This window comes from Sediminibacillus terrae (assembly GCF_009602435.1).
In the GTDB taxonomy this organism is placed as follows: Bacteria; Bacillota; Bacilli; order Bacillales; family Amphibacillaceae; genus Sediminibacillus; species Sediminibacillus terrae.
Genome location: NZ_VZDQ01000023.1, coordinates 1 through 22,194, shown reverse-complemented (window position 1 = coordinate 22,194; position 22,194 = coordinate 1). Strand labels below are relative to the sequence as shown.

The 22,194-nt window shown below is 45.4% G+C and carries 26 protein-coding genes, 1 pseudogene and 1 riboswitch; of the genes and pseudogenes, 3 read left to right on the top strand and 24 right to left on the bottom strand.

Annotated features, from left to right (window positions below):
• Nucleotides 1–117 precede the first annotated feature (117 nt).
• Nucleotides 118–759, bottom strand: a complete 642-nt coding sequence (locus F6X55_RS09235; RefSeq protein WP_026572002.1) for an NAD(P)-dependent oxidoreductase — start codon at nt 757–759, stop codon at nt 118–120.
• Nucleotides 760–953: 194 nt separating this feature from the next.
• Here F6X55_RS09235 and F6X55_RS09230 point away from each other — a divergent pair, with 194 nt between their 5' ends.
• A complete protein-coding gene (locus tag F6X55_RS09230) occupies nt 954–1,388 on the top strand; it encodes an Rrf2 family transcriptional regulator (RefSeq protein ID WP_026772115.1) in 435 nt (144 codons plus the stop codon).
• A gap of 49 nt (nt 1,389–1,437) precedes the next feature.
• On the opposite strand, the pseudogene F6X55_RS09225 reads toward F6X55_RS09230, so the two are convergent.
• Nucleotides 1,438–1,763 (bottom strand): annotated as a pseudogene (locus F6X55_RS09225) (YnfA family protein).
• A gap of 55 nt (nt 1,764–1,818) precedes the next feature.
• Nucleotides 1,819–2,166: a hypothetical protein gene (locus tag F6X55_RS09220; protein WP_153462859.1), complete on the bottom strand. Its 348-nt coding sequence runs from the start codon at nt 2,164–2,166 to the stop codon at nt 1,819–1,821.
• 161 nt (nt 2,167–2,327) lie between these two features.
• Here F6X55_RS09220 and F6X55_RS09215 point away from each other — a divergent pair, with 161 nt between their 5' ends.
• Nucleotides 2,328–3,311, top strand: a complete 984-nt coding sequence (locus F6X55_RS09215; RefSeq protein ID WP_026571999.1) for a glycoside hydrolase family 43 protein — start codon at nt 2,328–2,330, stop codon at nt 3,309–3,311.
• Between the two features lie 78 nt (nt 3,312–3,389).
• Here the strand turns inward: F6X55_RS09215 and F6X55_RS09210 are convergent, their stop codons facing one another.
• The 8 genes from F6X55_RS09210 to F6X55_RS09175 form a co-directional block, all read right to left on the bottom strand.
• Nucleotides 3,390–3,872, bottom strand: a complete 483-nt coding sequence (locus tag F6X55_RS09210) for a DinB family protein (protein WP_153462857.1) — start codon at nt 3,870–3,872, stop codon at nt 3,390–3,392.
• Between the two features lie 308 nt (nt 3,873–4,180).
• Nucleotides 4,181–4,495 (bottom strand): DMT family transporter, encoded by a 315-nt coding sequence (locus F6X55_RS09205; RefSeq protein ID WP_026571995.1) that lies wholly within the window; start codon nt 4,493–4,495, stop codon nt 4,181–4,183.
• Complete coding sequence (locus F6X55_RS09200; protein ID WP_153462855.1) at nt 4,495–4,830, bottom strand: DMT family transporter; 336 nt, start codon at nt 4,828–4,830, stop codon at nt 4,495–4,497. Before F6X55_RS09200 ends, F6X55_RS09205 begins: the two co-directional genes overlap by 1 nt.
• Before the next feature lie 66 nt (nt 4,831–4,896).
• Nucleotides 4,897–4,995, bottom strand: a riboswitch (guanidine-I (ykkC/yxkD leader).
• Nucleotides 4,996–5,093: 98 nt separating this feature from the next.
• On the bottom strand, nt 5,094–5,327 hold the full coding sequence (locus F6X55_RS09195; protein ID WP_026772110.1) for a helix-turn-helix domain-containing protein: 234 nt from the start codon (nt 5,325–5,327) through the stop codon (nt 5,094–5,096).
• A 9-nt stretch (nt 5,328–5,336) separates the two neighbouring features.
• A complete protein-coding gene (locus tag F6X55_RS09190) occupies nt 5,337–5,810 on the bottom strand; it encodes a DUF2975 domain-containing protein (RefSeq protein ID WP_026571992.1) in 474 nt (157 codons plus the stop codon).
• A gap of 129 nt (nt 5,811–5,939) precedes the next feature.
• Nucleotides 5,940–6,482, bottom strand: coding sequence for a GNAT family N-acetyltransferase (locus F6X55_RS09185; RefSeq protein WP_153462853.1), 543 nt, complete (start codon nt 6,480–6,482; stop codon nt 5,940–5,942).
• A 166-nt stretch (nt 6,483–6,648) separates the two neighbouring features.
• Nucleotides 6,649–7,017: a VOC family protein gene (locus tag F6X55_RS09180; protein ID WP_153462851.1), complete on the bottom strand. Its 369-nt coding sequence runs from the start codon at nt 7,015–7,017 to the stop codon at nt 6,649–6,651.
• 17 nt (nt 7,018–7,034) lie between these two features.
• A complete protein-coding gene (locus tag F6X55_RS09175; RefSeq protein ID WP_237648646.1) occupies nt 7,035–7,559 on the bottom strand; it encodes a GNAT family N-acetyltransferase in 525 nt (174 codons plus the stop codon).
• A 132-nt stretch (nt 7,560–7,691) separates the two neighbouring features.
• Between F6X55_RS09175 and F6X55_RS09170 the strand changes: the two genes are divergently transcribed.
• Nucleotides 7,692–7,892, top strand: coding sequence for a hypothetical protein (locus tag F6X55_RS09170; protein ID WP_026571989.1), 201 nt, complete (start codon nt 7,692–7,694; stop codon nt 7,890–7,892).
• An 80-nt stretch (nt 7,893–7,972) separates the two neighbouring features.
• Here the strand turns inward: F6X55_RS09170 and htpX are convergent, their stop codons facing one another.
• The 13 genes from htpX to F6X55_RS09110 form a co-directional block, all read right to left on the bottom strand.
• Nucleotides 7,973–8,890, bottom strand: coding sequence for a protease HtpX (htpX, locus tag F6X55_RS09165; protein WP_026772107.1), 918 nt, complete (start codon nt 8,888–8,890; stop codon nt 7,973–7,975).
• Between the two features lie 340 nt (nt 8,891–9,230).
• Nucleotides 9,231–10,535, bottom strand: coding sequence for a methyl-accepting chemotaxis protein (locus F6X55_RS09160; RefSeq protein WP_237648632.1), 1,305 nt, complete (start codon nt 10,533–10,535; stop codon nt 9,231–9,233).
• Nucleotides 10,536–10,900: 365 nt separating this feature from the next.
• Nucleotides 10,901–12,739 (bottom strand): exo-beta-N-acetylmuramidase NamZ family protein, encoded by a 1,839-nt coding sequence (locus F6X55_RS09155; RefSeq protein ID WP_237648631.1) that lies wholly within the window; start codon nt 12,737–12,739, stop codon nt 10,901–10,903.
• Between the two features lie 16 nt (nt 12,740–12,755).
• Nucleotides 12,756–13,118 (bottom strand): PTS lactose/cellobiose transporter subunit IIA, encoded by a 363-nt coding sequence (locus F6X55_RS09150; protein WP_026571987.1) that lies wholly within the window; start codon nt 13,116–13,118, stop codon nt 12,756–12,758.
• Nucleotides 13,119–13,862 (bottom strand): chitin disaccharide deacetylase, encoded by a 744-nt coding sequence (chbG, locus tag F6X55_RS09145; RefSeq protein WP_153462845.1) that lies wholly within the window; start codon nt 13,860–13,862, stop codon nt 13,119–13,121. It lies immediately after the preceding gene.
• Nucleotides 13,863–13,875: 13 nt separating this feature from the next.
• The gene (celB, locus tag F6X55_RS09140) at nt 13,876–15,174 is read right to left on the bottom strand and encodes a PTS cellobiose transporter subunit IIC (protein WP_051382180.1); all 1,299 of its coding nucleotides are present in this window, start codon (nt 15,172–15,174) and stop codon (nt 13,876–13,878) included.
• Nucleotides 15,175–15,315: 141 nt separating this feature from the next.
• A complete protein-coding gene (locus F6X55_RS09135; RefSeq protein WP_026571985.1) occupies nt 15,316–15,627 on the bottom strand; it encodes a PTS sugar transporter subunit IIB in 312 nt (103 codons plus the stop codon).
• On the bottom strand, nt 15,624–16,946 hold the full coding sequence (locus F6X55_RS09130; RefSeq protein WP_153463311.1) for a 6-phospho-beta-glucosidase: 1,323 nt from the start codon (nt 16,944–16,946) through the stop codon (nt 15,624–15,626). Before F6X55_RS09130 ends, F6X55_RS09135 begins: the two co-directional genes overlap by 4 nt.
• 142 nt (nt 16,947–17,088) lie before the next feature.
• Nucleotides 17,089–19,011, bottom strand: a complete 1,923-nt coding sequence (locus F6X55_RS09125; RefSeq protein ID WP_153462843.1) for a BglG family transcription antiterminator — start codon at nt 19,009–19,011, stop codon at nt 17,089–17,091.
• A 715-nt stretch (nt 19,012–19,726) separates the two neighbouring features.
• Nucleotides 19,727–20,107 carry an MBL fold metallo-hydrolase gene (locus F6X55_RS20205; protein WP_337189833.1) on the bottom strand — a complete coding sequence of 127 codons (381 nt, stop codon included), beginning with the start codon at nt 20,105–20,107 and terminating at the stop codon, nt 19,727–19,729.
• 21 nt (nt 20,108–20,128) lie between these two features.
• A complete protein-coding gene (locus F6X55_RS20200; protein ID WP_237648629.1) occupies nt 20,129–20,698 on the bottom strand; it encodes an MBL fold metallo-hydrolase in 570 nt (189 codons plus the stop codon).
• Between the two features lie 99 nt (nt 20,699–20,797).
• Entirely contained in the window at nt 20,798–21,181 is a 384-nt protein-coding gene (locus F6X55_RS09115; protein ID WP_153462842.1) for a VOC family protein, read from the bottom strand.
• A 52-nt stretch (nt 21,182–21,233) separates the two neighbouring features.
• On the bottom strand, nt 21,234–21,512 hold the full coding sequence (locus F6X55_RS09110; RefSeq protein ID WP_026772103.1) for an ArsR/SmtB family transcription factor: 279 nt from the start codon (nt 21,510–21,512) through the stop codon (nt 21,234–21,236).
• Between the last annotated feature and the right edge of the window lie 682 nt (nt 21,513–22,194).

The window sequence follows — 22,194 nt, the reverse complement described above, 5'->3', positions numbered from 1 at the left end:
CATGTTCATCTCCTCACAGAGGGACTGACCCCAATCGGGATTGGGGTCAGTCCCCAACTGAAAAAGGGACAGTCCCCGAAACACAAGCGGGGACTGTCCCTTTTCTGGCGGGTATGGTTATTCTGGGTTGGAGACGACGGTGAAGCGTTCATTTGGATGTACTGGGTTTTCAATTTCGTCCAGTACCGCAATGGCAAAGTCCGGATAGCTGACATAGCTATCACCGTTTGCGTTTTGAATGACCTGGTCTTTCCCTGTTTGGTAAGTTCCAGTGCGCTTTCCGTCGGGATCGAAGAAAGCAGCCGGGCTAAGATAAGTCCATTGAATACTGGTGGTACTTTCCAAATCTTCAAGATTCCGACCTGCGTTTTTGGCAGTTGGCAAATATGCATCCGGAAAATCAGGTGTATCAAATAAACGAGTCGTTTTCTCTTCGTCCACAAACAAACTTCCTGCTCCACCCACCACGAAGAGTTTTGTATCAGGAGCGCCTTTTGCTGCCTCGATCAGCACCCTTCCAGCCTCTACATGATGGTGTTCCTCGCCTGGAGCTGCATTGAATGCATTGACCACCACATCAAATGGCTTGAATTCGTCTGCTGTTAAATCAAAGATGTTTTTCTCGAGGACAGAAACCTCCGGATCGGTGATTTTTTCTGCATTTCTCACAATTGCCGTTACATCATGTCCTCTGTCCTGTGCCTCTTTTAAAATCAGACCTCCTGCTTTACCGCTTGCACCAATAATTCCAATTTTCATTTTCGAATCCCTCCTGTTTCTCTGAACACCCAAACATGTAATATAATCGATTACATGTAATAATTTTAGTTACAAGTGTTATTCAAGTCAACAAAAAGGGATTCTTCCCATGTTTGTCCGCTTTACGCTATAATATTGAGGTACTCATCCTCATTACATGATCGATTTATCCCGTTCAAGGAAGGTGAAGAGTTATGTCCATCAGCAGTCGTTTTGCTGTAGGCGTCCATATATTAGCATTGCTGGAAGTCAATAAAGGAGAACAAAACTCTTCGGAATTTATTGCGGCCAGCGTCAATACCAATCCAGCCCTCATCAGAAAAATAATCGGGATGTTAAAAAAAGCCGAGCTGGTGAAAGTCCGGCCGGGAATAGCGGGTGCACAACCAGCGAAAGATCTTTCGGAGATCACCCTGCACGATGTTTATAAGGCTGTCCAGGTAGTCCAGGAAAAAGAACTTTTCAGTATCCATGAAAACCCGAACCCTGATTGTACGGTGGGGAAGAATATCCAGGACACCATCGGTCCAATGTTCTCAGCAGCCGAACAGGCCATGGAGAAAGCCCTTGGGAATGTGACCATTGCTGATGTCGTGGACGATATTCTAAAGAAAGAAGCTGCACAATAAACGTGTCCAATGAAGCGTATCTACACATTCGGCAAGATACGCTTCGTTTTTACTGACGCGGTGCAAACAACATCACCGAAACTCCTGCCAGGCATATGGCAGCTCCCAGCCAATCATAGAAATCCGGTGTTTTTTATCGATTCCCCATCCCCATAAAACAGAAAGAACGATAAAAACGCCCCCATATGCAGCGTACACTCTGCCGAATGTCGGGAAGTTATGAAATGTAGCAATGACCCCGTACAGAGCCAAAGCAATTCCGCCCCCTATACCCCAGTAGTAAGACTTTCCTTCTCTTAACCATAACCAGATTAAATACCCTCCGCCAATTTCTGCTATGCCGGCTAACAGAAATAAAAAAATGGCATAAATTATTTTGATCACTCCCTGAAATACCCATAAAAGTTTGTAAACAGGTCAAATCGAAAAATCAACTGAATAACAATACCATGCAATAACCAATCAACAGAAAGAAAAAGGAGATACTGATCGTCCAAACCTGAAAATGTAATGTCCACTGACATACGCTTCGCTTTCCTTTATTATCTTTCATAGCTTTTGCTGCCAATAGATTTATATAGATAAAACCTACAGAAAGTAACAAAGCAGAAGCTAAAGGAAATAGAATGGGAACAGCAAGTGGAAAAACGCCGCTTATGTAATAAAGTGGAAAACCCAACCAAAAAGGATAAAGAAAGACTATCAACGTGATCATCGCTATTACCAAAAATAAATTGTCCTTAGCTGCTTTCAACCAAATGAACAATGGTTTTTCCATCCAGCCACACACCTCCTGCTTACTGCCATCTAACTTAACACGACTTCCGTTTATCATCTATACTTTTATCAATCAACAAAGTTAGTTTATTCAATGTACAAAGTAAAAAGATTCCGTTATACTACTAGTGAAAGCATTTACATTAGATGGAGGGATATTACATGGCGGAAAACGTTAAGCCCAACCAGCCTTTGGTAACACATATCTTTACGGCAGACCCTTCTGCCCACGTTTTTGAGGGAAAGGTTTATATTTATCCTTCACACGACTTGGATCATGACGAACCTTCCAATGATAATGGCGACCAATATAAAATGAAGGATTATCATGTATTATCATTGGAGGATATGAACGGACCGTGCGTAGACCACGGCCAAGTACTACATGTGGATGATATCCCTTGGGCAAGCCGACAGCTTTGGGCGCCTGACGCTGCTTATAAAAACAACACCTATTATTTATTTTTCCCCGCTCGGGATCATCAAGGCAACTTTCGCATCGGTGTTGCGACCAGCCCTAATCCAGCAGGTCCATTCAAAGCCGAGGAAAACTACATACCGGGAAGCTTCAGCATCGATCCCGCCGTTTTAGTCGATGATGACGACAAAGCATATGTCTATTTCGGCGGACTTTGGGGTGGGCAGCTGGAAAAATGGCAGACTGGTACATTCAAGCCGGATGCAGTGGGGCCGGATCCCTCTGAACCCGCATTGGGTCCCATCGTGGCAGAATTAAGCGACGATATGCTCACATTCAAGCGGGAGCCAAAAGAAATTTCCATTGTAGACGAAAACGGCAATCCGATTCTCGCTGGGGATGAAGACCGCAGGTATTTCGAAGGACCGTGGGTTCATAAATACAACGGCCTTTACTATCTCTCCTACTCCACAGGAACGACACACAAAATTGTCTATGCAGTGAGCGAAAATCCAGAAGGGCCATTCGAGTTCAAAGGTACGATTTTGAAACCGGTCATCGGCTGGACTACCCACCATTCGATAGTGCAGTTCAAGGATAAGTGGTACTTGTTCTATCATGATTGTTCGCTGTCCGATGGCGTTAATCACAAACGCTCCGTTAAGTTTACTGAATTGAAATACAACACAGATGGAACAATTCAAACGATTGATCCCTACGAAGACTAGAAACGACAACCGGCTTCTTCCTTGGAGCCGGTCGTTTTCTTGCATTCGATTAACCGAAATTTATTGAAGCTTGCAACTTCAGTCGGCAAACAGCCCTCTTCTGATAAGATTTGCGGTAACAGGTTGTCTCCCCAGTTCTCTCGCCCAAATGGATAGCTGACCGATATGATGTATTTCATGGGCAATCACATGCCGAATGATTTCTCCATGCTTAAAGCTTACTGTGTTCCCGTCCGCATCCTTTTCGATGAACAGCCGTGCCTCCATTTCGCTTGTCCATTGATCCACAAAAGGCTCGACTTCCCTGTGAAGTCTTTCTGACAGCTCTCTGACTTTCTTCAGGCTGTCATACTTTTCGAATGATAGTTTCTCCCGCTCCGGATCGCCTTTCAAATCTAGAATAAGCCAACTGTGTTCGACTTCTATTATATGAAACAAAGTGTACAGGATGCTGCCGACCCCTCCTGCCCGATTCTTCAACAGCTCTTCCTCCGGAACATGTTCACACCAAGTAAACCAGTCATCACGGACTTGCCAGTTGTATTGAAATAGTTTTTTCATTGCTGTTCCTCCGTCATTTCAGAATAAAAAGGCTTGTCTGCTTTCATGTTTTTTATATCTGCAAAAAATACAACTCTCCAAAAGCAAAACAGTTTTGCACGAAATCCTTCATTCTTTATGCAATATTTACGATTCAGGCACCATCCATCACTCTTAAGCAATCCATGGGACTACTCCTGTTACCTTCTTCATCTAGTGACATCAATCCTGCTTTTCCAAGGTGATTTTTTCCCGGAAAATCCTACTTCTATCCGGTAAAAATGATCCTCCTTCAACTGTTTTATCTCCTGTTGAACCAACTCCATCCATCAAGACACCAGCTTCAACCCGACCGCAGCCCCCAAAATCACGATGATGAACAGGACCCGCTTCCAGTGTTTCGATTCTCCATATAAAACCATGCCGGTAATCGCACCACCTGCCGCGCCTATCCCTGTCCAGATGGCGTATGCTGTCCCCATCGGCAAAGTTTGCAAAGCATAAGCAAGGAACAGGAAGCTCCCGGCAAACCCGGCCACCAGCAGTATGAATGGCTGCCAGCTTTTATCTTTATGCAATTTGTTGATCATGGTGACGCCAAACATTTCAAACATACCTGCTACTACCAATGCTGCCCATGCCATCAGGCTTCCTCTCCTTTCTTTTCATCTTCGACCAATTTCAAACCGATAACACCTGCCAGCAGAATCACAATCAACAATATTTTCACCGGTTTAAACGGTTCACCGAAAAAGGCGATATCGGATAATACGGTTCCTGCCGTGCCAAGACCGACAAAAACGGCATAGGCAGTGCCGACCGGAAGTTTTTCTCCTGACTTTACCAATAAATAAAAGCTGACCACGATCGATAAAACTGTCCCTGCCCAAGTCAGACTATTATCAGCATGCTTCAAGCCTACCACCCAGCAAACTTCAAAAAAGGCTGCGATGATTACTTTGATCCATTCTCTATTCATGTAATCCCTCCTAGCTGCGTAATTCCTATACAATACAAAAAGCCCGGGAGTTAACTGATTGACAGTACCTCCCGGGCTTTTATCCCTCCGTGTCACAGCAGACGCTGTGTGTCTTCTCTCGGACCAGACCGGCAATCCAGCCGCGGAACCCTAGAAAACATAACCTTATGCATTGCACTTATTTTACCAGACTTGATTTATGAAAACAAAATAACGGCCATGATGAAGGAGACACAACTCCCGTTCGAAGTAAATGAACGAACCTACAGTTTCTTCCCGGAATCATCTTCTTCATCTTCTATATACTCTAAAATATCTCCAGGCTGGCAGTCCAGGGCTTTGCAGATCCCTTCCAACGTGGAAAAGCGGACTGCTTTTGCCTTTCCATTCTTCAGGATGGAAAGGTTCGCCATGGTAATGCCCACTTTTTCAGAAAGCTCCGTGACACTCATTTTCCTTTTGGCCAGCATAACATCTATGCGAATGACAATCGCCATCTTTTCACCTCAAATCGTCAATTCGTTTTCTTTTTTAATTTGGAGCGCACTTGCCAATAATTCCTGTAATACGGCAGAGAAAACAGCTATAACGAATGAAGCAAAAACAATCAATAATCCTATCAAGGCGATTCCCGGATGCAATGCATTTTGACTGATAAGAAAAAGCATGCCAGCTATGTAGATGCTGCCGATTGCGATGCCACAAACTTTGATTCGCTTCAGGGCCGCAACCGCCCATGGAGAAAAAGCCTGTTTCTGTTCGATATAGCGCAAAAGCATCCAAGCCTGATATAAAGCGGTAAAAAACGGGATGACCGGGATATAAACGCCGATCAAGACAGGATATCGGAGATAAGCATATTCTGGATTCATTTCTGCCGCTTCTTTGGCCAGGCTGGGGACCCAAATACATAACGCAATGATAACCAATCCAATGATGATGACTGCCAATTTTAAAAATATGGTCGTCCCTTTTTTCATACAGCACCTCAATTATGTTTGATAACCTTATATTAATATATGATTTATTGATTATCAATAAAAAAATATCTCTTTTCATTCACATGCATTATTTATCTTCCCTGTTCAAACCTAATAGCAGGAATCTGCTCAGGCATTAAATCTCGCCATCAAAATGGTGTCATAAAACCTACCATCCGATAAGAGCTTGTCCTTTTTCAAAACGCCTTCCACCTCGAAGCCGAACTTTTGGTAAAGCTGAATGGCCGTTGAATTGGTTTCCAGTACGCTTAACGTCATTTTGACAATTTCATTCGCTTCTGCCCAGGAAATCGATTCTTTCAAAAGACTTTTCCCGATACCATGCCCCCAAAAGTCCCTTCGTACTCCCACCCCAAATTCAACCTGATGTGACTTGCGCTTCAAACGACTGCCAGCGCATCTGGAGAAACCGACTATGTCCGAGCCAGCCTCGGCGACCAAAAAAAGATTGCAGTTTGTTTCCGCATCCTTTTTGATTAGCTCCTTGAATCCGAGCGAATCGATATATTCTTCCCCTTGCTCTCGATCCAGGTTTTCTGTTTCTCCATCTATCTGCCGCCTCACTTTCGCCAGTTTTTCCGCATCCGCTTCCTCTGCTTGCCTTATCCGGTAATGCAAGTCACGTTTAAAAGAATATCTTTCATTTCGCATTCCATCCCCCCTGAAAATTATCACTCTCACGACAAAAAGAAGAAGCGATGTCGACTACCATCGCTTTGACCATTTTCCTTCTTTGCTCCAGCCATTATATCATCACGAACGAAAAATCTTCACAAGTCATCGATACCGCCTACGCTATTAGAACAACAATACAAGATCAACGTCCTGCAACATTTCTCTTCTCGATAAGTCCCAGGCCGATACCAGTAGGATCGACTAAATAGGCAAGAAAAAAAGAATCAAATTCCATTTTATCCCGGACAATCATCGCCCCATTTTGTTGTGCCAACGCTAACGTTTCGTCTATGGACTCCACCTCGATTTGAATCCTCGTCCCATGTGGAAAATCACTCGGCCCTTTACTTATTCCTCCAGTTAAGCTGGTTTTCATTGTTCCGCTCTCCGTAACTACCGGCCAATACTCCCAGTCAGGATCGGCAAATTCCCAGCCAAATACCTTTCTATAAAACGCCACCGCTTTTTCCGGTTCCTGACTGCTTATTTCAAATCCGATCACCTTTGCCATGTTGTTTCTCCTCCACTCTATAGTTCCATTTCATATTTACTATGCTGCCCGTATATGTCAGCGATACCTACCCGTCGATACCATTTTTGGTAATAACGGTTCAATCCGACATTGCTGGCAAGGCAGTCAAAACGGATTCGCTTTTTCCCTTTTTCTTTCGCTCTTTCCACGGCCCACTTGATCAACTCACTGCCGACTTCTTTTCCGGCAAATTTTCTGTTCACCACTATACGGTGCAAATAAACAGCATCATCCTTTTTTGCATCATTTCCCCAGATAGAGCGGTCCCATCCTGTGGGGGCCATCTCCAATGTAATAGAGGCGACGCATTCACCGTTATCCGACTCCACTATGTATGTATTTTCCCTGTCTATCGAATCGCTCACTTCTTCCGTGTTTTCTTGTAAATCTGTTACATAGTAATCCCACTGTGTTGTATTTTTTGTCTGCAGCCAGCGGCCAGCCTGTTGAAGTAAAAACAACACACTTGCCAAATCGCTTGGTTCTGCTTTTCTTACCAAAAAGTCCGGATCCTTCATCATCCATTTCAACATCCTCGCTCCTTTCATTGCTATTTTCGTATTATCATTTCGATAAATGTATCCCTATTCCTGCTTTTGACGGCTTTGTTACAATGGAAAGATAGAAAGATAGACACAGAAGGGGCTTGAAAAATGGACAGTACGGATGGTTATTGGAAATTCCAAGTTGGCTATAACATTCTTATCCTGCTTATAGCAGGCGGCGTCACCATCAACTATGCTTGGCAGGATTTCCACATTTCTTATTTGATTATAGGTTCAGCTATACTGCTTGGCAGCGGGTGGCGATTGTTCAGGCTAACTAAAACGGGGAGTCTGCCAACTGACAAATAGAAACGCTATATATCCAATAAAAAAGCAGCTGACCAACAGGAATAAACCTGGGAAAGCTGCTTTTTAGTAAATCTTTTGCATTAACGTTCTTCCAAACGTGCAATCCGCTCATCCAAATCCGGATGCGAGGAAAACAATTTTGCCATACCGCTTTTTCCGTTGATTTTCATTGTCTGGATTGCCGCATCATCAGTGCGGTCATTATCAAGATGTGCTCTGTTTACATACGATTTCAACGAACGCAGTGCATGGGCCATTTTGTCACGGCCTGCCAAATCTGCTCCTCCCCGGTCGGCCCGGTACTCCCGCCAGCGAGAAAACGCACTGACCACGATGCTTCCGAGAATGGAGAACAGGATTTGAAAGATGATAATCGCTGCAAACCGTACGACCGTTTGCATTTCCGAACGAACCAAACGGGATACAACGATGGCCACAATTCGCGACAAAAATACGACAAAGGTGTTGACTACCCCTTGCAGCAAGGTCATCGTAACCATGTCTCCGTTGGAAACGTGTGCGATTTCGTGGGCAATGACACCCTCGACGGCATCGTCATCCATTGTTTGCAGCAATCCGGATGATACAGCTACAAGCGAGCGTTTTTTAGTCGGGCCGGTTGCAAAAGCGTTCACCTCGGCCGACTGATAAATGCCCACTTCCGGCATATGTGCCAATCCAGCAGCCCGGGCCAGTCTGTGCACCTTTTCCACGACGGCACGTTCTTGCGGTGCCAAGGAACCGTCTGGATCGAGGACCTTCACTTTCATCATCTTTTTCGCTACCCAGCGGGACATGGCCAGAGACATAAAGGAACCGATGAAACCGACGAGCAGACTGAATACCATCAAGGAAGCATAGTCGATTCCCAGCCCGGAACCACCGGTTTCAAACGAACCGCCTATATCGGTAAATGCAGTAATAATCGACCAGACGATGACTATGGTCGTCATGACCAAAATGTTGGTCAATAAAAAGAACAGGATTCTTTTTCCCATCTTTACACCTCATTTTCCATCTGTTTGTCCATTAGTTTAACATGTTTCCCCTTGTCATACGCTATAGAAACCTGCTGTCGCTGAAAAAGATATGCTTTATTTTTCACAAAATCGTCATTTTACAGACAGCAAACGGTGATTGTATGTGAACTCAGCCCGTTTTGTCGTCTTGAAAAAAGCCGTAGAAACCGTCTGACAAGTGGATTTGTTTTCTTTAAGAGATGGAAAGGCTGATGGTCCAATGCATCCGACCCCTAAACACGAGACTGGTAAAATCGTGATAAAAAAGGAACAGAAAGAGATCAAATCGAACGTGACTTTTTCTGTTCCTTTTAGGTATTTAGATGGTAGAAAGATAACGTTTTACAAACTGTTGCAATTCCGTTGAGAGAGTCTCCAGTTGTTCAAACTTATTGGTTATGTCTTCCATGGAACTACTTGTCTGTTGTGTGCTCGCCGAGGTCTGTTCAATACCGGCAGCGGATTCTTCTGCAATGGATGCAATTTCATTGATCGACGAGCTCAATGCATCGCTATCTTTGGTAATCGTGCTCAAGCTTTCATTGACGCTCATTACACTTCCGACCATTTCAGATAAAGCACTGCTGATTTTTTTGAAGTTGTCGCCTGTTTTTCGGATTTGGGTCGTTCCTTGATCCACTTCTTCATATCCACTCATCAAAGAACCTGACACAGCGTTTGACTCCGTTTGGATACTGCCGACAATGCCGGTAATGTCTGTGATAGAGTTACTTACTTGTTCAGCAAGCTTTCTGACTTCATCAGCAACGACAGCAAAACCTTTACCCTGCTCTCCTGCCCTTGCTGCTTCAATCGCAGCGTTCAATGCCAGCAGGTTGGTTTGCTCGGCAATATCCTTGATAACGGACACAAGCTTGGTGATTTCTTGTGATTGTTGGTCCAATACCTGTACCTTTTCCACAGCGTTTTTTACAATGGATTCTATTTTTTCCATTTGATGAACAGACGTGTCCATCAATTGTGTGCCCTCGCTCACCATCATGATGATTTGTTCGGCCGCATTATAGATTACCTGTCCATTATCGTTCGCTTCTCGCACTTTTTCATTATACTGTTTCATGCCCTGAGAAAGGTTTTTAGAGTGCTCAGCCTGCATGCCGGCTCCTGATGCAAGTTCCTGCATGGTTGTAGCAACTTGTTCAGATCCCTGCTTGACTTCCAAAGATGAGCGAGTCAATTCCTGGCTGTGCATCGATACGTGATCAGAAACAGATGCAACATTCTCAACAACCTCATTCATTCTGTTTTTCATGTTGTCTACTGATGCGGCGAGCTCTCCGATTTCATCGGTCCGGCCATTTTTCAGGTCGATCGATAAATCTCCTTCTTCCATCTGTTTTATTTTGGATTGAAGGTGCTTAACAGGTTGGGTCACTCTACTTGCCAACAAGATGCTCAGTAAGGACGCAATAATGAGCGTCAGGACCAGGCCTATCCCCATCGGAAGGATGATTTGTTTTGCTTGATTGCCGATTTCTGCCGTTTCCATGATAATTATACCCTGTAAACCGATGGCCAAGCCGGATAGAATAAGTACAGTTAAAAACGGCATCAGAATCTGTCTTTGTAGCGTTTTACCAAAAATGCGATGCTTTATTTTCATTTTTAAAACCCCTTAATCCCCATAATGAATAAACCTTTCATACTATATATCGGTAATTTTCTGAAAAGCATAATACCTATTAAAATAATTTTCCAGAAAAAAATGGTTCCGAGGGATTACAAAAGCTGAAAACCTATCTAAGAGGAGGAAGAAAATCTTGGAGAACCACGAAGGATATTCGGCGAATATCGAGGAACCTCTACAGCGGTTCCGGACGGAAGAAGTTTTGGATTCGACGACGAAAATATTTCCGTCGGACCCTTTCACTTAATCAATTGCCAGCACCAAAAAACACCAAACGCGCTCGGACTGTTCATCCAAGCGCGTTTGTATTCTTCTTTAATGATCGACCTTTTCCCAGCCGATCAATGCAGCAAATCGACCACGATTCTCGACGAAAACGACGGGGTTTCATAACTGACGCTGTCAGCCTTCAAATCAAAGACGGCAACAAAGGAACGCCCATCACGCTCATACTCAATCTGTTCGATTACCGGACTGTTGCTGATCTGGATTGTTCCTCCACCTTCATCCAGATCACCGCCGATTTCTCCATAGGGGACCTCCAAGCGGACCTTTCCATCTTCTTCTTCCAACTGATAATTTGTTACGGTTTTATTGAGGTCAAATACAATCCTTGTATAATCTTCATGTACTCCATAACGAATATTTTCCAACCAGGTTGTCGAGACATCCACCTGCCGCTCAGCTGTATATTCGCCAAATTGAGCCTTCAATACTCCTTTTCCTTCTCCAGTCGCATGGAAAACGCCATCAACCACCTCGCCAATATCACCGGTGACAGCCCAGTCAAGTCCGGCAGCATCGATGTCTAGCATGTCGCCATCCTCATCATAGCCCTTTGCTCTTAAATCTACACTTTCCCCGACGGAGGCGGACACATCAAGCGGCAGGATGCCCAAAACACCTTGATTCTTATACGGTTTGGCTCCTTTCGGGAATGGTTTGTACAGCAAATAGTTGTTTCGCACTTCTTTTATCCAGGTGCTCAATTCCTCCTGCCAGGATGCCATGATCTGCTCTACTGGCTGATCATCCAAAATCATACCGGGAACATCCGGGTCACCGATCAGGTTGGCATAACTGGACGTCATTTCGAATGTTTCCGGATTTTGATCGCGCATGGCATCGACCAGGTTCAGGCCAAGCGCCACTAAATCGATTTCGGATGGTTCTTCGATGTGGACCTGGACACCGCCGATCAACTGTCCTTCATGTCTGCCGAACATGGGAGTATAATAAGCGGAACGGAAGCTTACGCCTGCCAAGTCACGGTCGTTCATCTCGGCAGCCAACGCTTCCCCATCGATTCCCGGACCACCGACCAATTCAAACGGCTTTGTCGTTCCAAGCCCGGTAGACAGGTTGGTATCCTCGACCAGTTCGGTGCCGGCATATAAATAGGCCGATTCCTGAGTCGGAATGTTCGGAGATGTCATGACCCACGGAAGGCCGGTGTCTTCATAATGCATGGTCCGTTTCCAGCCCTTCATCTTGGCCACCTTCAAGTCGACACCCATGCTGTATTCATGATTCCACATGGTCGCCAGCTCTCCGACGGTCATCCCATGCCGGACCGGCAGCAAAAACCTCCCCATGAAACTGACCGTATCCTCGGAACGGAGCGGTCCTTCCACACGGGTTCCGCCGATCGGATTGGGCCTGTCCAACACAATGACCTCTTTATCATATTCAGCTGCTGCTTCCATGGCAAAGCCCAAGGTGTAAATATACGTGTACACATTGGAACCGATATCCTGGATATCGAACAAAAGGACGTCCACGTCTTCCACCATTTCTTCCGTAGGCTTCCATGTCGGTCCATAAAGACTGTAAACAGGGAGACCTGTTTTTTCGTCGATGTAGGACTCCACATACTCCCCGGCTTCCTGGTCACCGCGGATGCCATGCTCCGGACCGAAAAGCGCGGTCAAATCGACATCCGGGTGTTCATACAGCAGGTCGCTCGTGCTGACTAGATTGCGGTCCACACCGGTAGGGTTGGTGATCAATCCTACACGCTTCCCCTCGACCCAGTCCAGATGGTCCTTTAAAAACACTTCTACTCCAGGTGTGACCTTTCCCTTTTTCCCATCCTTGCCTTTAGCCTGGACAGCCGCAGCCGACAGAGTAAGCAGCAACAGGATAAGGACAGCAGCTGCGACAACTTTGCTTCGCCTCATCAAACCCCTCCTTGGATTAGTTTTGCTCCTGAGCATTAACGGTTTCCAACAATCGGTTCAGTTTTCTGTTTGTTTCATGCTGCTGTCGATGCAACAAAATCAATTCTTCCATCAAATCTTTCTCCGACATAACCGTCATCAAATGATCCTGGGCATGCACCAATAAAACTGGCAAATTATCCAGCTTTTCGACCGCATCCTCCCGTAAAAAAGAAGTTTGGATTTTGTGTGCCTTCAGCAATTCTTCGGCGGCCTGGTCCCGCTTCGTTTCAATTTCGTCGAATTGTCCATTTTTTGCAGCATGTAAGGCCTCATGCAAAAAAGCTTTGGCATTTCCAGCGTATAAAATGATTTGCATGGAAAGATCCTCTATCTTCATCTACAACCCTCCATAATGAAACAGACCTACCTTGTGTTGATCAAGCCAATCGATGACCCGGCTATCTGTCAGCACCGCCAGTTCTTTTGCCCTGGTGAATCGATAACTGCTTTTATTCTCCAGCCAGGTGTCGATGAAAGCTGGATGGCACATCACTTCCGTGACCCCCGGCTCCAGTTCCGAAAATAGCCGCAGCAGATATCCAGCAGTTATATGGTCTTCCCCATAAAAATCGTATCGGAGACAATCGGTGGTGCGCAGGACTCCATTGTCCCTCATTTCGCTGAATGTCCGGATCGGCAGCCGGTGTTCCTTCGCCACTTCCATCACTGCCTCCAGAGCGCAGGGAATATGCAAATGCATATGGTGATGACTGTCGATATGGGTTACCTCGATTCCTTGGTCGAACAAAAACTGCAATTGCGCCTGCAACTCTTCTTTCACATCCTGCTTTTCGGCAGAGGCAATCAACTCCTTGCCTCTCAAGAAAACACCATTTTCGTCTACAAGGCTTTCAGGAGACGGGGAGAGCGGACGGCCTTCGTCCAATACAAAATGCAGGCCGATTCCTAATGCAGGAAATTGCTTTGCTGCTTGCAAAGCCTCATTGGCAAACTCTGTATTGACCATTACCGTCGTACTGGTGACGACTCCATGCGCATGTGCGTATAGGATACCGGCCGAAACACCAGGAGTAAGTCCGAAGTCATCGGCATTGACGATCAGTTTTCGCTTAGCTTCCATGGTAAAAAACTCCTCACCCTTGTTTCGCAGCCGGGGTTGTATTGTTCCCGTCATTGCTCGCTTCCTCGTTTTGCTCTTCAGCCAGCAGCTGCTTGTCATACAGGCGGAAGAAAGGATAATAGATAACCATTGCCATCAGGATATTGAAAAGCATCAGGACGCCCCCGCGCCAGTCCCCGGTCGTGAGAATTCCTGAAATCGGCGGTGGCGTCGTCCAAGGGACAATCACATAAGGCTTTCCTACCAAACCTAGTGACATGGAAAAATACGTAACAATTCCGACTGCCAGCGGCGCCAGGATAAACGGAATGAACAAGAGCGGATTCATTACCACCGGTGCTCCAAAAATAACGGGTTCACTGATATTGAAAAGGCTGGCACCGATTGAACCTCTCCCCAATCCTTTTAAATGCTTGGAACGTGCCCGCCAGACAAACAAAAGCGTCAAGGCAAACGCCATACCAGATCCACCGACCGCCCACCAAATCGCCATAAATGGCTGGCCGATGATGTTCGGCAGTTCTTCCCCGGCTTGGTGTGCCGCCACATTTTCTTCTGTCAAACTATACCAAATCGGAGCCATGACACTGGCAACAACCGAGATGCCGTGAATACCGAAAGACCACAATAAGTGAATCAGGATGATGGCGATGATGGCTCCCCATAGACTGCCTCCAGCCATTTGCAGTGGTTCGCGCAAGACGGCGCCGACAACTCCATGAAGCGATAAATCAAATGCGGCCTTCAATAGCAAATCGATACCCCAGACAATTGCAATGATTGCAGCTCCAGGAATGAGTGCGGTGAACGCACGCCAAACAGAAGGCGGAACACTGTCCGGCATACGGATGACGATGTTCCTTTTTTCAAAAAAACGATAAATTTCGACGGTTAAAATCGCCAGTACGATGGCGATGAACAGCCCTTCGCTTCCCATCAGATTGAGCGGAATGTTTCCGTCTTCAGATAACGGGGTCGCCACAAAAAATGCGGCGATGGCAAGCACACCTGCAGATAAACCATCCATCTCGTAGCTGACTGCCAGATTATACGCAATCGAAAATACCGCAATCAGCCCCAACAAGCCGAATGTAGCGTTGACCGGAATATTCAAAACCGGTGCATATGGCGACATGAAATCCGACCACGAAGGAACCGGTGGAGAACTGATGATGAGAAAAATACTGCCGATGATCAACAAAGGCATTACCGCGATGATTCCATCCCGAATCGCTTTCAAATGACGTTGTTCCGCCATTTTGCCGGCAACCGGCATAAAGTAACGTTCCATAAATGCATTAAAACGGTCCATCTCATTTCCTCCCTAAAATGGATTGATATCCTTTCAGTCTTGGGGGACGCCCCGCTTCCCACCCTGTAAAACAGATCGGACAGCGCGGCCAATCATGGTGAACACCTTAAAAATCCGCAAAAGTAAAGTGGAGAATCTTCGTCACCGCTCACTATTCGCAAGTTCGAGTGCCTGGTCGAGCACCTTCTTTCCATCCCTTATGCCGTAAGCCTTCATATCGATGATGGCAATAGGGGTGTCTGCTTGCTCTGCTTTCTGGAACAACTCGTTTTGTTTATAGCGGATTTGCGGACCAAGCAGAATGACGTCGGCTGTTTTTAGTTGTTCATCCATATCATCGACAGAATAAGCGTCGACCTCTACTTCGATCGACCGGTCGGCCGCCGCCTTTTTCATCCGGTCCACCAGCAGGCTCGTGCTCATCCCTAGTGCGCATAACAATGCTATTTTCATTGATTAACCCCCTGTCTGTCTTGGTAAAATGAAGGTAAGTAGTGTCGGTTTGCTTCCAGCATTTCTTCCAGAACAGCCTTCGCTTTCCCTGCCGACGGAATCAGTGGGTGCAGCGTGAGCGCCTGGAGTGCAACCCCTTTATCTCCTGTTACTGCAGCTTCCACCGTCAATTCCTCATAAGCCTTGACCACTTGCAGCAACCCTCTGATCTGCGGTGGCACATAGCCGACTTGGAGTGGTGTCACACGATGACTTTCCACCACACAATTCACTTCGATACAGGCATCCTCCGGCAGGCAGGAAATCGCCCCATCATTCCGGACATTCAGCGTATGGATATCTCTCGAATCCGCGTGAAGCGAAGTCATCAGCCTGACTGCCGCTTCCGAGTAATAGGCGCCTCCCCGCTGCTCCAACGCCTGCGGTTTTTCATCAAGCGAAGGGTCCTGGTACAGATCGAACAACTGCTTTTCCACTTTCCGTACTTGGTCTGCTCTTGTCTCGTTTTGGCGGTATTGTTCCAACTGCTGCTCCAGGAGCCGATCCGTTTGATAATAATACTTGTGGTAACCGCAGGGGATGGCTCGCAGGGACTGGAGAAAATCAAGATCCCAGCCAAAAGACGGGATATTCCGTGCCTCATAGCTGTCTGACACACCTGTCAGAATATCTTCTATCCGCGATTCCCCCTTCACATGTAATTCAGTGATCCAGATAAGATGATTGATGCCGACGAAGGTAAGACTGATATCCTCCATGTCCACATTGTAGGTTTGAGAGAACTTTTTGTAATAATTGATAGGATTGTTGCATAAGCCGACCACTTTGACATTGCTGTGTTTTAAAATGGCTTCGGTGACTAGTCCGGCCGGATTGGTGAAGTTGAGCAGCCAAGCATCCGGTGCAAGCTCCTCGATATCCCGGCAAATATCCAAAAGGACTGGTATCGTGCGCAAAGCTTTCATGAAGCCGCCTGCCCCGGTGGTCTCCTGACCGATCACTCTGTGTTTGAGTGAAATGTATTCATCGCTCCGCCGCATTTCCAACTGACCGACACGTATTTGGGTGATCACATAAGAAGCATCCTTGATCGCTGCCCGCCTATCGAGTGTAGCGGTCAGTTTTATTGGCAAGCCGGCTTTTCTGATCATCCGCCCTGCCAGCTTTTCCATTATCGATAGCTTCTCTTGCCCTTGGGGGACATCGACCAGCCATATTTCTGAGACTCCAAGCAGGCCCTGCTCCCCGATTATTCCTTCCAAAAGCTCTGGGGTGTACGAGGATCCTCCTCCAATCACAGTGATTTTCATTGTGCTCATCCTTTCAGTAGCAACGTTGCTTACTGTCATTCTACAACCATGGCCCATCCACTTGGAGAGAGACTTTTGCCATTGGCAACGGCAAAAAGTTACTTGTGACTAGAAGAATAAAAAAAGCAAAGGAAATCAGTTCCTTTGCGTTTCACAACTTTTTTATTGTTTGCAGAAACTCTTTGTAGCTGGGACACTCTAAAAGCTGAAGCAGCAGCTTTTCATTATCGACGAGTTTGACCAAAGCCTGAAACATTGGCTTCACTTCCTGCTTTTTTTCTTTGTCGATATTTAGCAAGAAAACGATTTGCACCAGTTTGCCGGCCCATTCAATCGGCTTGTTCAACGTTACAATCGACCAGAAAGTCTGATCGGTCATCGGCTCAAGCGGATGGGGAATGGCTACCAAGTTCCCAAAGCTGGTCGGTGCATAGCTTTCCCGCTCCAATACCGATTCGACATACCCTTCGCCAATCTTGCCTTTAGCTGCAAGCCGCCCACACAAAAAGCGGATCACTTCTTCAGGGGAAGAGAAGTTGTAGTGCAGGAATGTGTATTCTTCGACCATATAACGTTCGGCAAGTCTTTTCTCATTCACCAACATATTGCGGATTTTGTTCACATCGTTATCGCCGAGGATGGTCCGGATGAGGACCACAGGAACAGACAATCGCTGTTCAATCGGAATGGTCGTTATCACAAAATCGATATCCCCCAGCATTTGATCATCCAAGCTGTAATATTCCGTCGTACCGACAATTTCCAAGTCGCTGCCGAAATGATCCTCCAATTTATACAACAGCAACTGGGCGCTGCCAAGTCCGGTTGCACAGACAATCAAACACCTGGGCGTCCGGGAAATCCTTCTTTTCGCCCGCTCTTGGGCAGCTTCCAAATGGAGCGCCAAATAACCGACCTCATGCTCGTCGACCCTGACACCAATATAGGTTTGCAGCTCATCGGCAGCAGCCAGTGCAGCCTCGAATGAGAGCGGATAATTCTTTTTAATTTCTTCAAGCATTGGATTCCTAATATTCATTTGGTGCCTGTGACGATTGATTGCGGGCCTTAAGTGGAGGCATAAATGCCGCAAAAGCTCTTCATCACCTGCAAGCGCGAATGAATAAAGCATGTCAATCTTTTTCACCATCTGCTTTACCAGCCGATATAATTCGGGGTCGGCGGCAGTGGCTTCTCCTGTTATCATCAAATCCGGTTTACTCCGCTTGGTTCCCTGTAAATGAAGGGTTAGATATATCGTTTCATCTTCCGGAAAGTCAACATTCAAGCCGTTTTCCACCGATTCGATAATTTCCCTTGCGACATCAAACTCTGTCAGGGAGCGCATTTCCTCCCGCTGCGTTTCAGTCACTTCCACCTGATTCTCTTTTTGAATACGCTTACAAGATATAGCAAGGTGTGTTATTAAATTCTGCAGACCGATGTCGGAAATCATCATACTGTGCTTGCGCAAGCTGGATAAAATGGCCGTCCGGATGCAATCCAAGTCTTCCGGCGGCAAAATATCCCGCCAATTTCCAGCGGCTTCGATAAATGAGAGCTTTTGGTTGAATAAATACTCTGAAATGCAAAAACGTATGTTTGTTTCCTTGCCGATTACCTTGATACCATAGCCTGGACGTTGATCGATCTCCAACTGATAGGCTTCCAAAATCGACCGGAGTTGCTTCAAGTCATTTTGCAAAGTAGACCGGCTGATATACAGTTCATCCGCCAATTCTTCCATTTTCACATAATCAGAATGGAATAATAATTTCTCCATAACATATAACGTCCTGGCTTGCGGATCGTCAGGAGGCATTTTGTTATCCGTTTTGGTGTATTCCTGAAAAAATTGCTGAAAAGAAGCTTCGTCCTTTACCTCCAAGTGATAGCCTTTCCCCCGCTGGGACACGATAGACATGTTTTGCCGGGATAGAAGTCGGTTCAACGCTTTGATTTCATTGCGGACGGTTTTCGGACTGATCTGCAGACTGGCCGACAGCTCGGCACTTGTTATCGGTTCATTCGCAGTCCTAAAAACCTCAATCAATTCCTGCCAGCGTCCTTTCATGGCAACCCCCTTTTTTCAGAAAATTATCACTTCTACTATAGCATGTTTGGTTTCCAGTGGGCAAAATAGAAAAAAGGGGTCAGACCCTCTTTTGTCGTCCTGGTTAATTTTTATTCCATGTGAAAAGACTCCGTTTTTTCCTTCCCACGTTATCTTTAAAAACCGTCCAAACGCACTTATATAACCAGTAACGATGCCGAATCCCCCATCCACAAACATAAGGACACACGCTGATTTTCCCGATCGATGAAAATCGTCCTGACGGGGGGTGAACAGGCTAAAGAAAACAAAAAGCACACCCGGAAGGGAAAGAAAAACTCATTCCTGCATCCCAGCTGTCACATTCGGCGGCGGCCGTAAAAACGCTATGCCCCTCTTTCATATTTTCTCCATTTCCTATAGTTATAAATGATGTCTGCTGCGACGAGCACACCAAATAATATTCCGAGAATGGTGTATTCCTTCGAATCCAAACTTCCAAGCCAATATAGAACAAGATACACAAAAACGACGATCGGTACTCCCCAAACAGAGCGGATCCACTTTCTTCGATAAGTTAATTTGTGATAGTTCAGCACGAATCCTTTATCGATTTTTCCCTATTCTTATATTTTGTCGACAAGATGGCACTCCAAACAATAGCTACAACTGCCGGGCCAATGAAAAACAGTAAAACGTTCATTACTATCTCCTTTATGCGCGTGTGACGTTATGATCAATCATTTAATAATGCATGCGCCATTTTTACATTTTGTCGATAAATCTCTGGTGACTGCCAATCTCTGTAGCTAGCCGGCATTTCCGTTTCTGCTATGCTATCAATTTCCCTCACTTTCTTACTGATCCCATTTATGTAGTCAACAAGCTTTGACAAGTCCCTTTTTGTTCCTACTTGACCATGCCCCGGTATGGCAATAGACACATTGTCCATTTTCTTTACCTGTTCCAGAATTTCTACCCAGTTATCCAGATCGGACTCTTCAAAAAAAGTCGGGTGACATTGAACGAATAATAAATCGCCCATGAAAATCACCTTTTCTTCCGGAATATGCAGTATGGCATCGCAAAAGGAGTGACCCCCACCTGGCGAAAACAGCTTTGCACTGCATTTCTCGCCCTAAAAGGTTAGTTGTCCATGAAACGTTTGATTGGGCAAGACCAATTCCAAACCGGGCAATGATTTTTCCAGCTCACGTAAAAAGTTTATCTGCTTATCTAGACCATTATCTTGTTTGTTGACCAACGATTCAATATAGGTTGATAACCCTTTTCTATCATTTTTCTGCTCCACTATTCTGGAAGGATGTTTCTCTTTCATTATTGAATAGGTAATGTCACTCGAAATAATATTACTTCCCTTATATACCTGGTTCCCTCGTACATGATCACCGTGCCAGTGACTATTGATCACCCAGGTTACGGGTTGGTTGGTTATGTTTTCAGCCATCCTCTTTAAATCCTCCGCGGCTTGTTGTGTGTTAAACGTATCAAATACCAGTACGTTACCACCCAGATCCACAAACCCTGCATTGGCTACTGAACCGCCACCTTCCTTGGCTACGGCTGCAAATACATTCCGACTTACTTTCTCAAGCGTAAAATGTTTACTGAAGAATTCCCCCACTACCTTCATCTCCTTTTTGTGCATATACACACATGGTATGACCCTTTGTGTCATAATTTCCATAAAAAAAGGCGATCTCCTTCTTGGAGAAACGCCCTATTTTCAAATTGATAATCTTACCTTCACCATAGATACCAATCTTTCTATACAAAAAACATAACGTTACATTTGCATTATCTGAATAAGGTTGCCGCAAGTATCGTCGAAAACAGCTAACGTGACATCACCTATTTTTGTCGGCTCCATCGTGAACTTCACGCCTTTTTCAGTTAACCGTTTGTACTCTGCATCAATGTCTTGAACACCGAACATGGTCACTGGGATTCCGTCAGCAAATAGCTTCTGCTGGTACTCTTTGGCGGCAGGGTGTTCATTAGGCTCGAGCAACAACTCGGTGCCCCCCTGCTCTTCGGGAGAAACAAGCGTTATCCATCTATGTTCTCCGGCGGGGACATCATGTTTCTTAACGAATCCCAACGTATCTGCATAAAACTCCAACGCCTTGTCCTGGTCCTCTACGAAAATACTAGTTACAATGATTTTCATCTTTTTTCCTCCTTTGAACGCAGTACCGACAATACCGCTTTAACAACACACACTATTCTATCCATCCATTCAGCAAGTTTTTAAGTGGTTCGTTGTCGAATAAAAGTACCCGATATTTCCCCTTTCTTTTGGAGTGGACGAGCCCTGCATCTTCCAGTAGAGAAAGGTGCTTTGCTATCGCTTGTCGCGAAATGGAAAGCTCATGCCTCATGATCAGCCGTGTGGTAAGTTCATACAACGTCAGACCGTTTTTTTCTGTAAGTTCGTCTAAAATCAGCCGGCGAGTCGAATCAGCCAGTGCTTTGAATATAGCATCTTTATCTCCATTCATATATCCAGTATAAGCAACCATTTAGTTGCATGTCAATGATAAGTGACATAAAGATTCCGGGAATTGATACACCGATAACCGGAAAATCACCCTTGTATTGCTATCTTAGCTATAAAAACCATCTTTTTTTAATAGAATAAGCCCATTTTATTTCATAGATATAAAAAAAATCGCCTGAAAGACGATTTAATGGCAGTTTTTTGTATGATTCTTCTTTAATATTAATGCCCCTCTCAAGGGCACCAAGCGTACAATTCCCTGTTCGTCTAAAACTGCTTCTTTATTCATAAACTTGCTGTTTCCATATCCCTAGACCTATCTCAAATAAATCCTACTATTGCCACATCAAAATTTCACTCCTCGGATGGAAGTATCTTCCTGCTGCATAAGGAAAAAGTCGCTTCGTTTTCAAAGCCAAGTCAAAGTGGGTATGGCAGGATTTGGTTTGCCTTAGAACGTGTTCATTTAAACCCGGCACAGCCTTCTTTACAGAACAATGCCTCACTCGTCCCACGGGATAAGAAATGTTCTGCCGAAGCTACTTTTCGAACTCAATGATTATTGCAGTGAAAATGAGCCACTTATGCGGAGTTTTGAGCCAGTCATTGCGGAGGAAAGAGCCGCCCTTTGCGGAATGCAGGGCCACTATAAATAGAAAAAGGAAAAGCCTCCTGTATAATAA

Excerpts from the sequence above, each read along its gene's own strand:
- celB (WP_051382180.1), bottom strand. The coding sequence starts at position 15,174 with ATGGACCGTTTTAATGCATTTATGGAACGTTACTTTATGCCGGTTGCC.
- F6X55_RS09185 (WP_153462853.1), bottom strand. The coding sequence starts at position 6,482 with ATGCGAAATGAAAGATATTCTTTTAAACGTGACTTGCATTACCGGATA.
- F6X55_RS09125 (WP_153462843.1), bottom strand. The coding sequence starts at position 19,011 with ATGAAAGGACGCTGGCAGGAATTGATTGAGGTTTTTAGGACTGCGAAT.
- F6X55_RS09150 (WP_026571987.1), bottom strand. The coding sequence starts at position 13,118 with ATGAAGATAGAGGATCTTTCCATGCAAATCATTTTATACGCTGGAAAT.
- F6X55_RS09130 (WP_153463311.1), bottom strand. The coding sequence starts at position 16,946 with ATGAGCACAATGAAAATCACTGTGATTGGAGGAGGATCCTCGTACACC.
- F6X55_RS09235 (WP_026572002.1), bottom strand. The coding sequence starts at position 759 with ATGAAAATTGGAATTATTGGTGCAAGCGGTAAAGCAGGAGGTCTGATT.
- F6X55_RS09195 (WP_026772110.1), bottom strand. The coding sequence starts at position 5,327 with ATGGCGATTGTCATTCGCATAGATGTTATGCTGGCCAAAAGGAAAATG.
- F6X55_RS09135 (WP_026571985.1), bottom strand. The coding sequence starts at position 15,627 with ATGAAAATAGCATTGTTATGCGCACTAGGGATGAGCACGAGCCTGCTG.
- F6X55_RS09160 (WP_237648632.1), bottom strand. The coding sequence starts at position 10,535 with ATGAAAATAAAGCATCGCATTTTTGGTAAAACGCTACAAAGACAGATT.
- F6X55_RS09110 (WP_026772103.1), bottom strand. The coding sequence starts at position 21,512 with ATGAATGGAGATAAAGATGCTATATTCAAAGCACTGGCTGATTCGACT.
- F6X55_RS09190 (WP_026571992.1), bottom strand. The coding sequence starts at position 5,810 with ATGAAAAAAGGGACGACCATATTTTTAAAATTGGCAGTCATCATCATT.
- F6X55_RS20200 (WP_237648629.1), bottom strand. The coding sequence starts at position 20,698 with ATGGAAATTATGACACAAAGGGTCATACCATGTGTGTATATGCACAAA.
- F6X55_RS09215 (WP_026571999.1), top strand. The coding sequence starts at position 2,328 with ATGGCGGAAAACGTTAAGCCCAACCAGCCTTTGGTAACACATATCTTT.
- htpX (WP_026772107.1), bottom strand. The coding sequence starts at position 8,890 with ATGGGAAAAAGAATCCTGTTCTTTTTATTGACCAACATTTTGGTCATG.
- F6X55_RS09115 (WP_153462842.1), bottom strand. The coding sequence starts at position 21,181 with ATGAAAATCATTGTAACTAGTATTTTCGTAGAGGACCAGGACAAGGCG.
- F6X55_RS09180 (WP_153462851.1), bottom strand. The coding sequence starts at position 7,017 with ATGGCAAAGGTGATCGGATTTGAAATAAGCAGTCAGGAACCGGAAAAA.
- chbG (WP_153462845.1), bottom strand. The coding sequence starts at position 13,862 with ATGGAAGCTAAGCGAAAACTGATCGTCAATGCCGATGACTTCGGACTT.
- F6X55_RS09205 (WP_026571995.1), bottom strand. The coding sequence starts at position 4,495 with ATGGCATGGGCAGCATTGGTAGTAGCAGGTATGTTTGAAATGTTTGGC.
- F6X55_RS09230 (WP_026772115.1), top strand. The coding sequence starts at position 954 with ATGTCCATCAGCAGTCGTTTTGCTGTAGGCGTCCATATATTAGCATTG.
- F6X55_RS09175 (WP_237648646.1), bottom strand. The coding sequence starts at position 7,559 with ATGATGAAGGATCCGGACTTTTTGGTAAGAAAAGCAGAACCAAGCGAT.
- F6X55_RS09170 (WP_026571989.1), top strand. The coding sequence starts at position 7,692 with ATGGACAGTACGGATGGTTATTGGAAATTCCAAGTTGGCTATAACATT.
- F6X55_RS09210 (WP_153462857.1), bottom strand. The coding sequence starts at position 3,872 with ATGAAAAAACTATTTCAATACAACTGGCAAGTCCGTGATGACTGGTTT.
- F6X55_RS09220 (WP_153462859.1), bottom strand. The coding sequence starts at position 2,166 with ATGGAAAAACCATTGTTCATTTGGTTGAAAGCAGCTAAGGACAATTTA.
- F6X55_RS09155 (WP_237648631.1), bottom strand. The coding sequence starts at position 12,739 with ATGAGGCGAAGCAAAGTTGTCGCAGCTGCTGTCCTTATCCTGTTGCTG.
- F6X55_RS09200 (WP_153462855.1), bottom strand. The coding sequence starts at position 4,830 with ATGAATAGAGAATGGATCAAAGTAATCATCGCAGCCTTTTTTGAAGTT.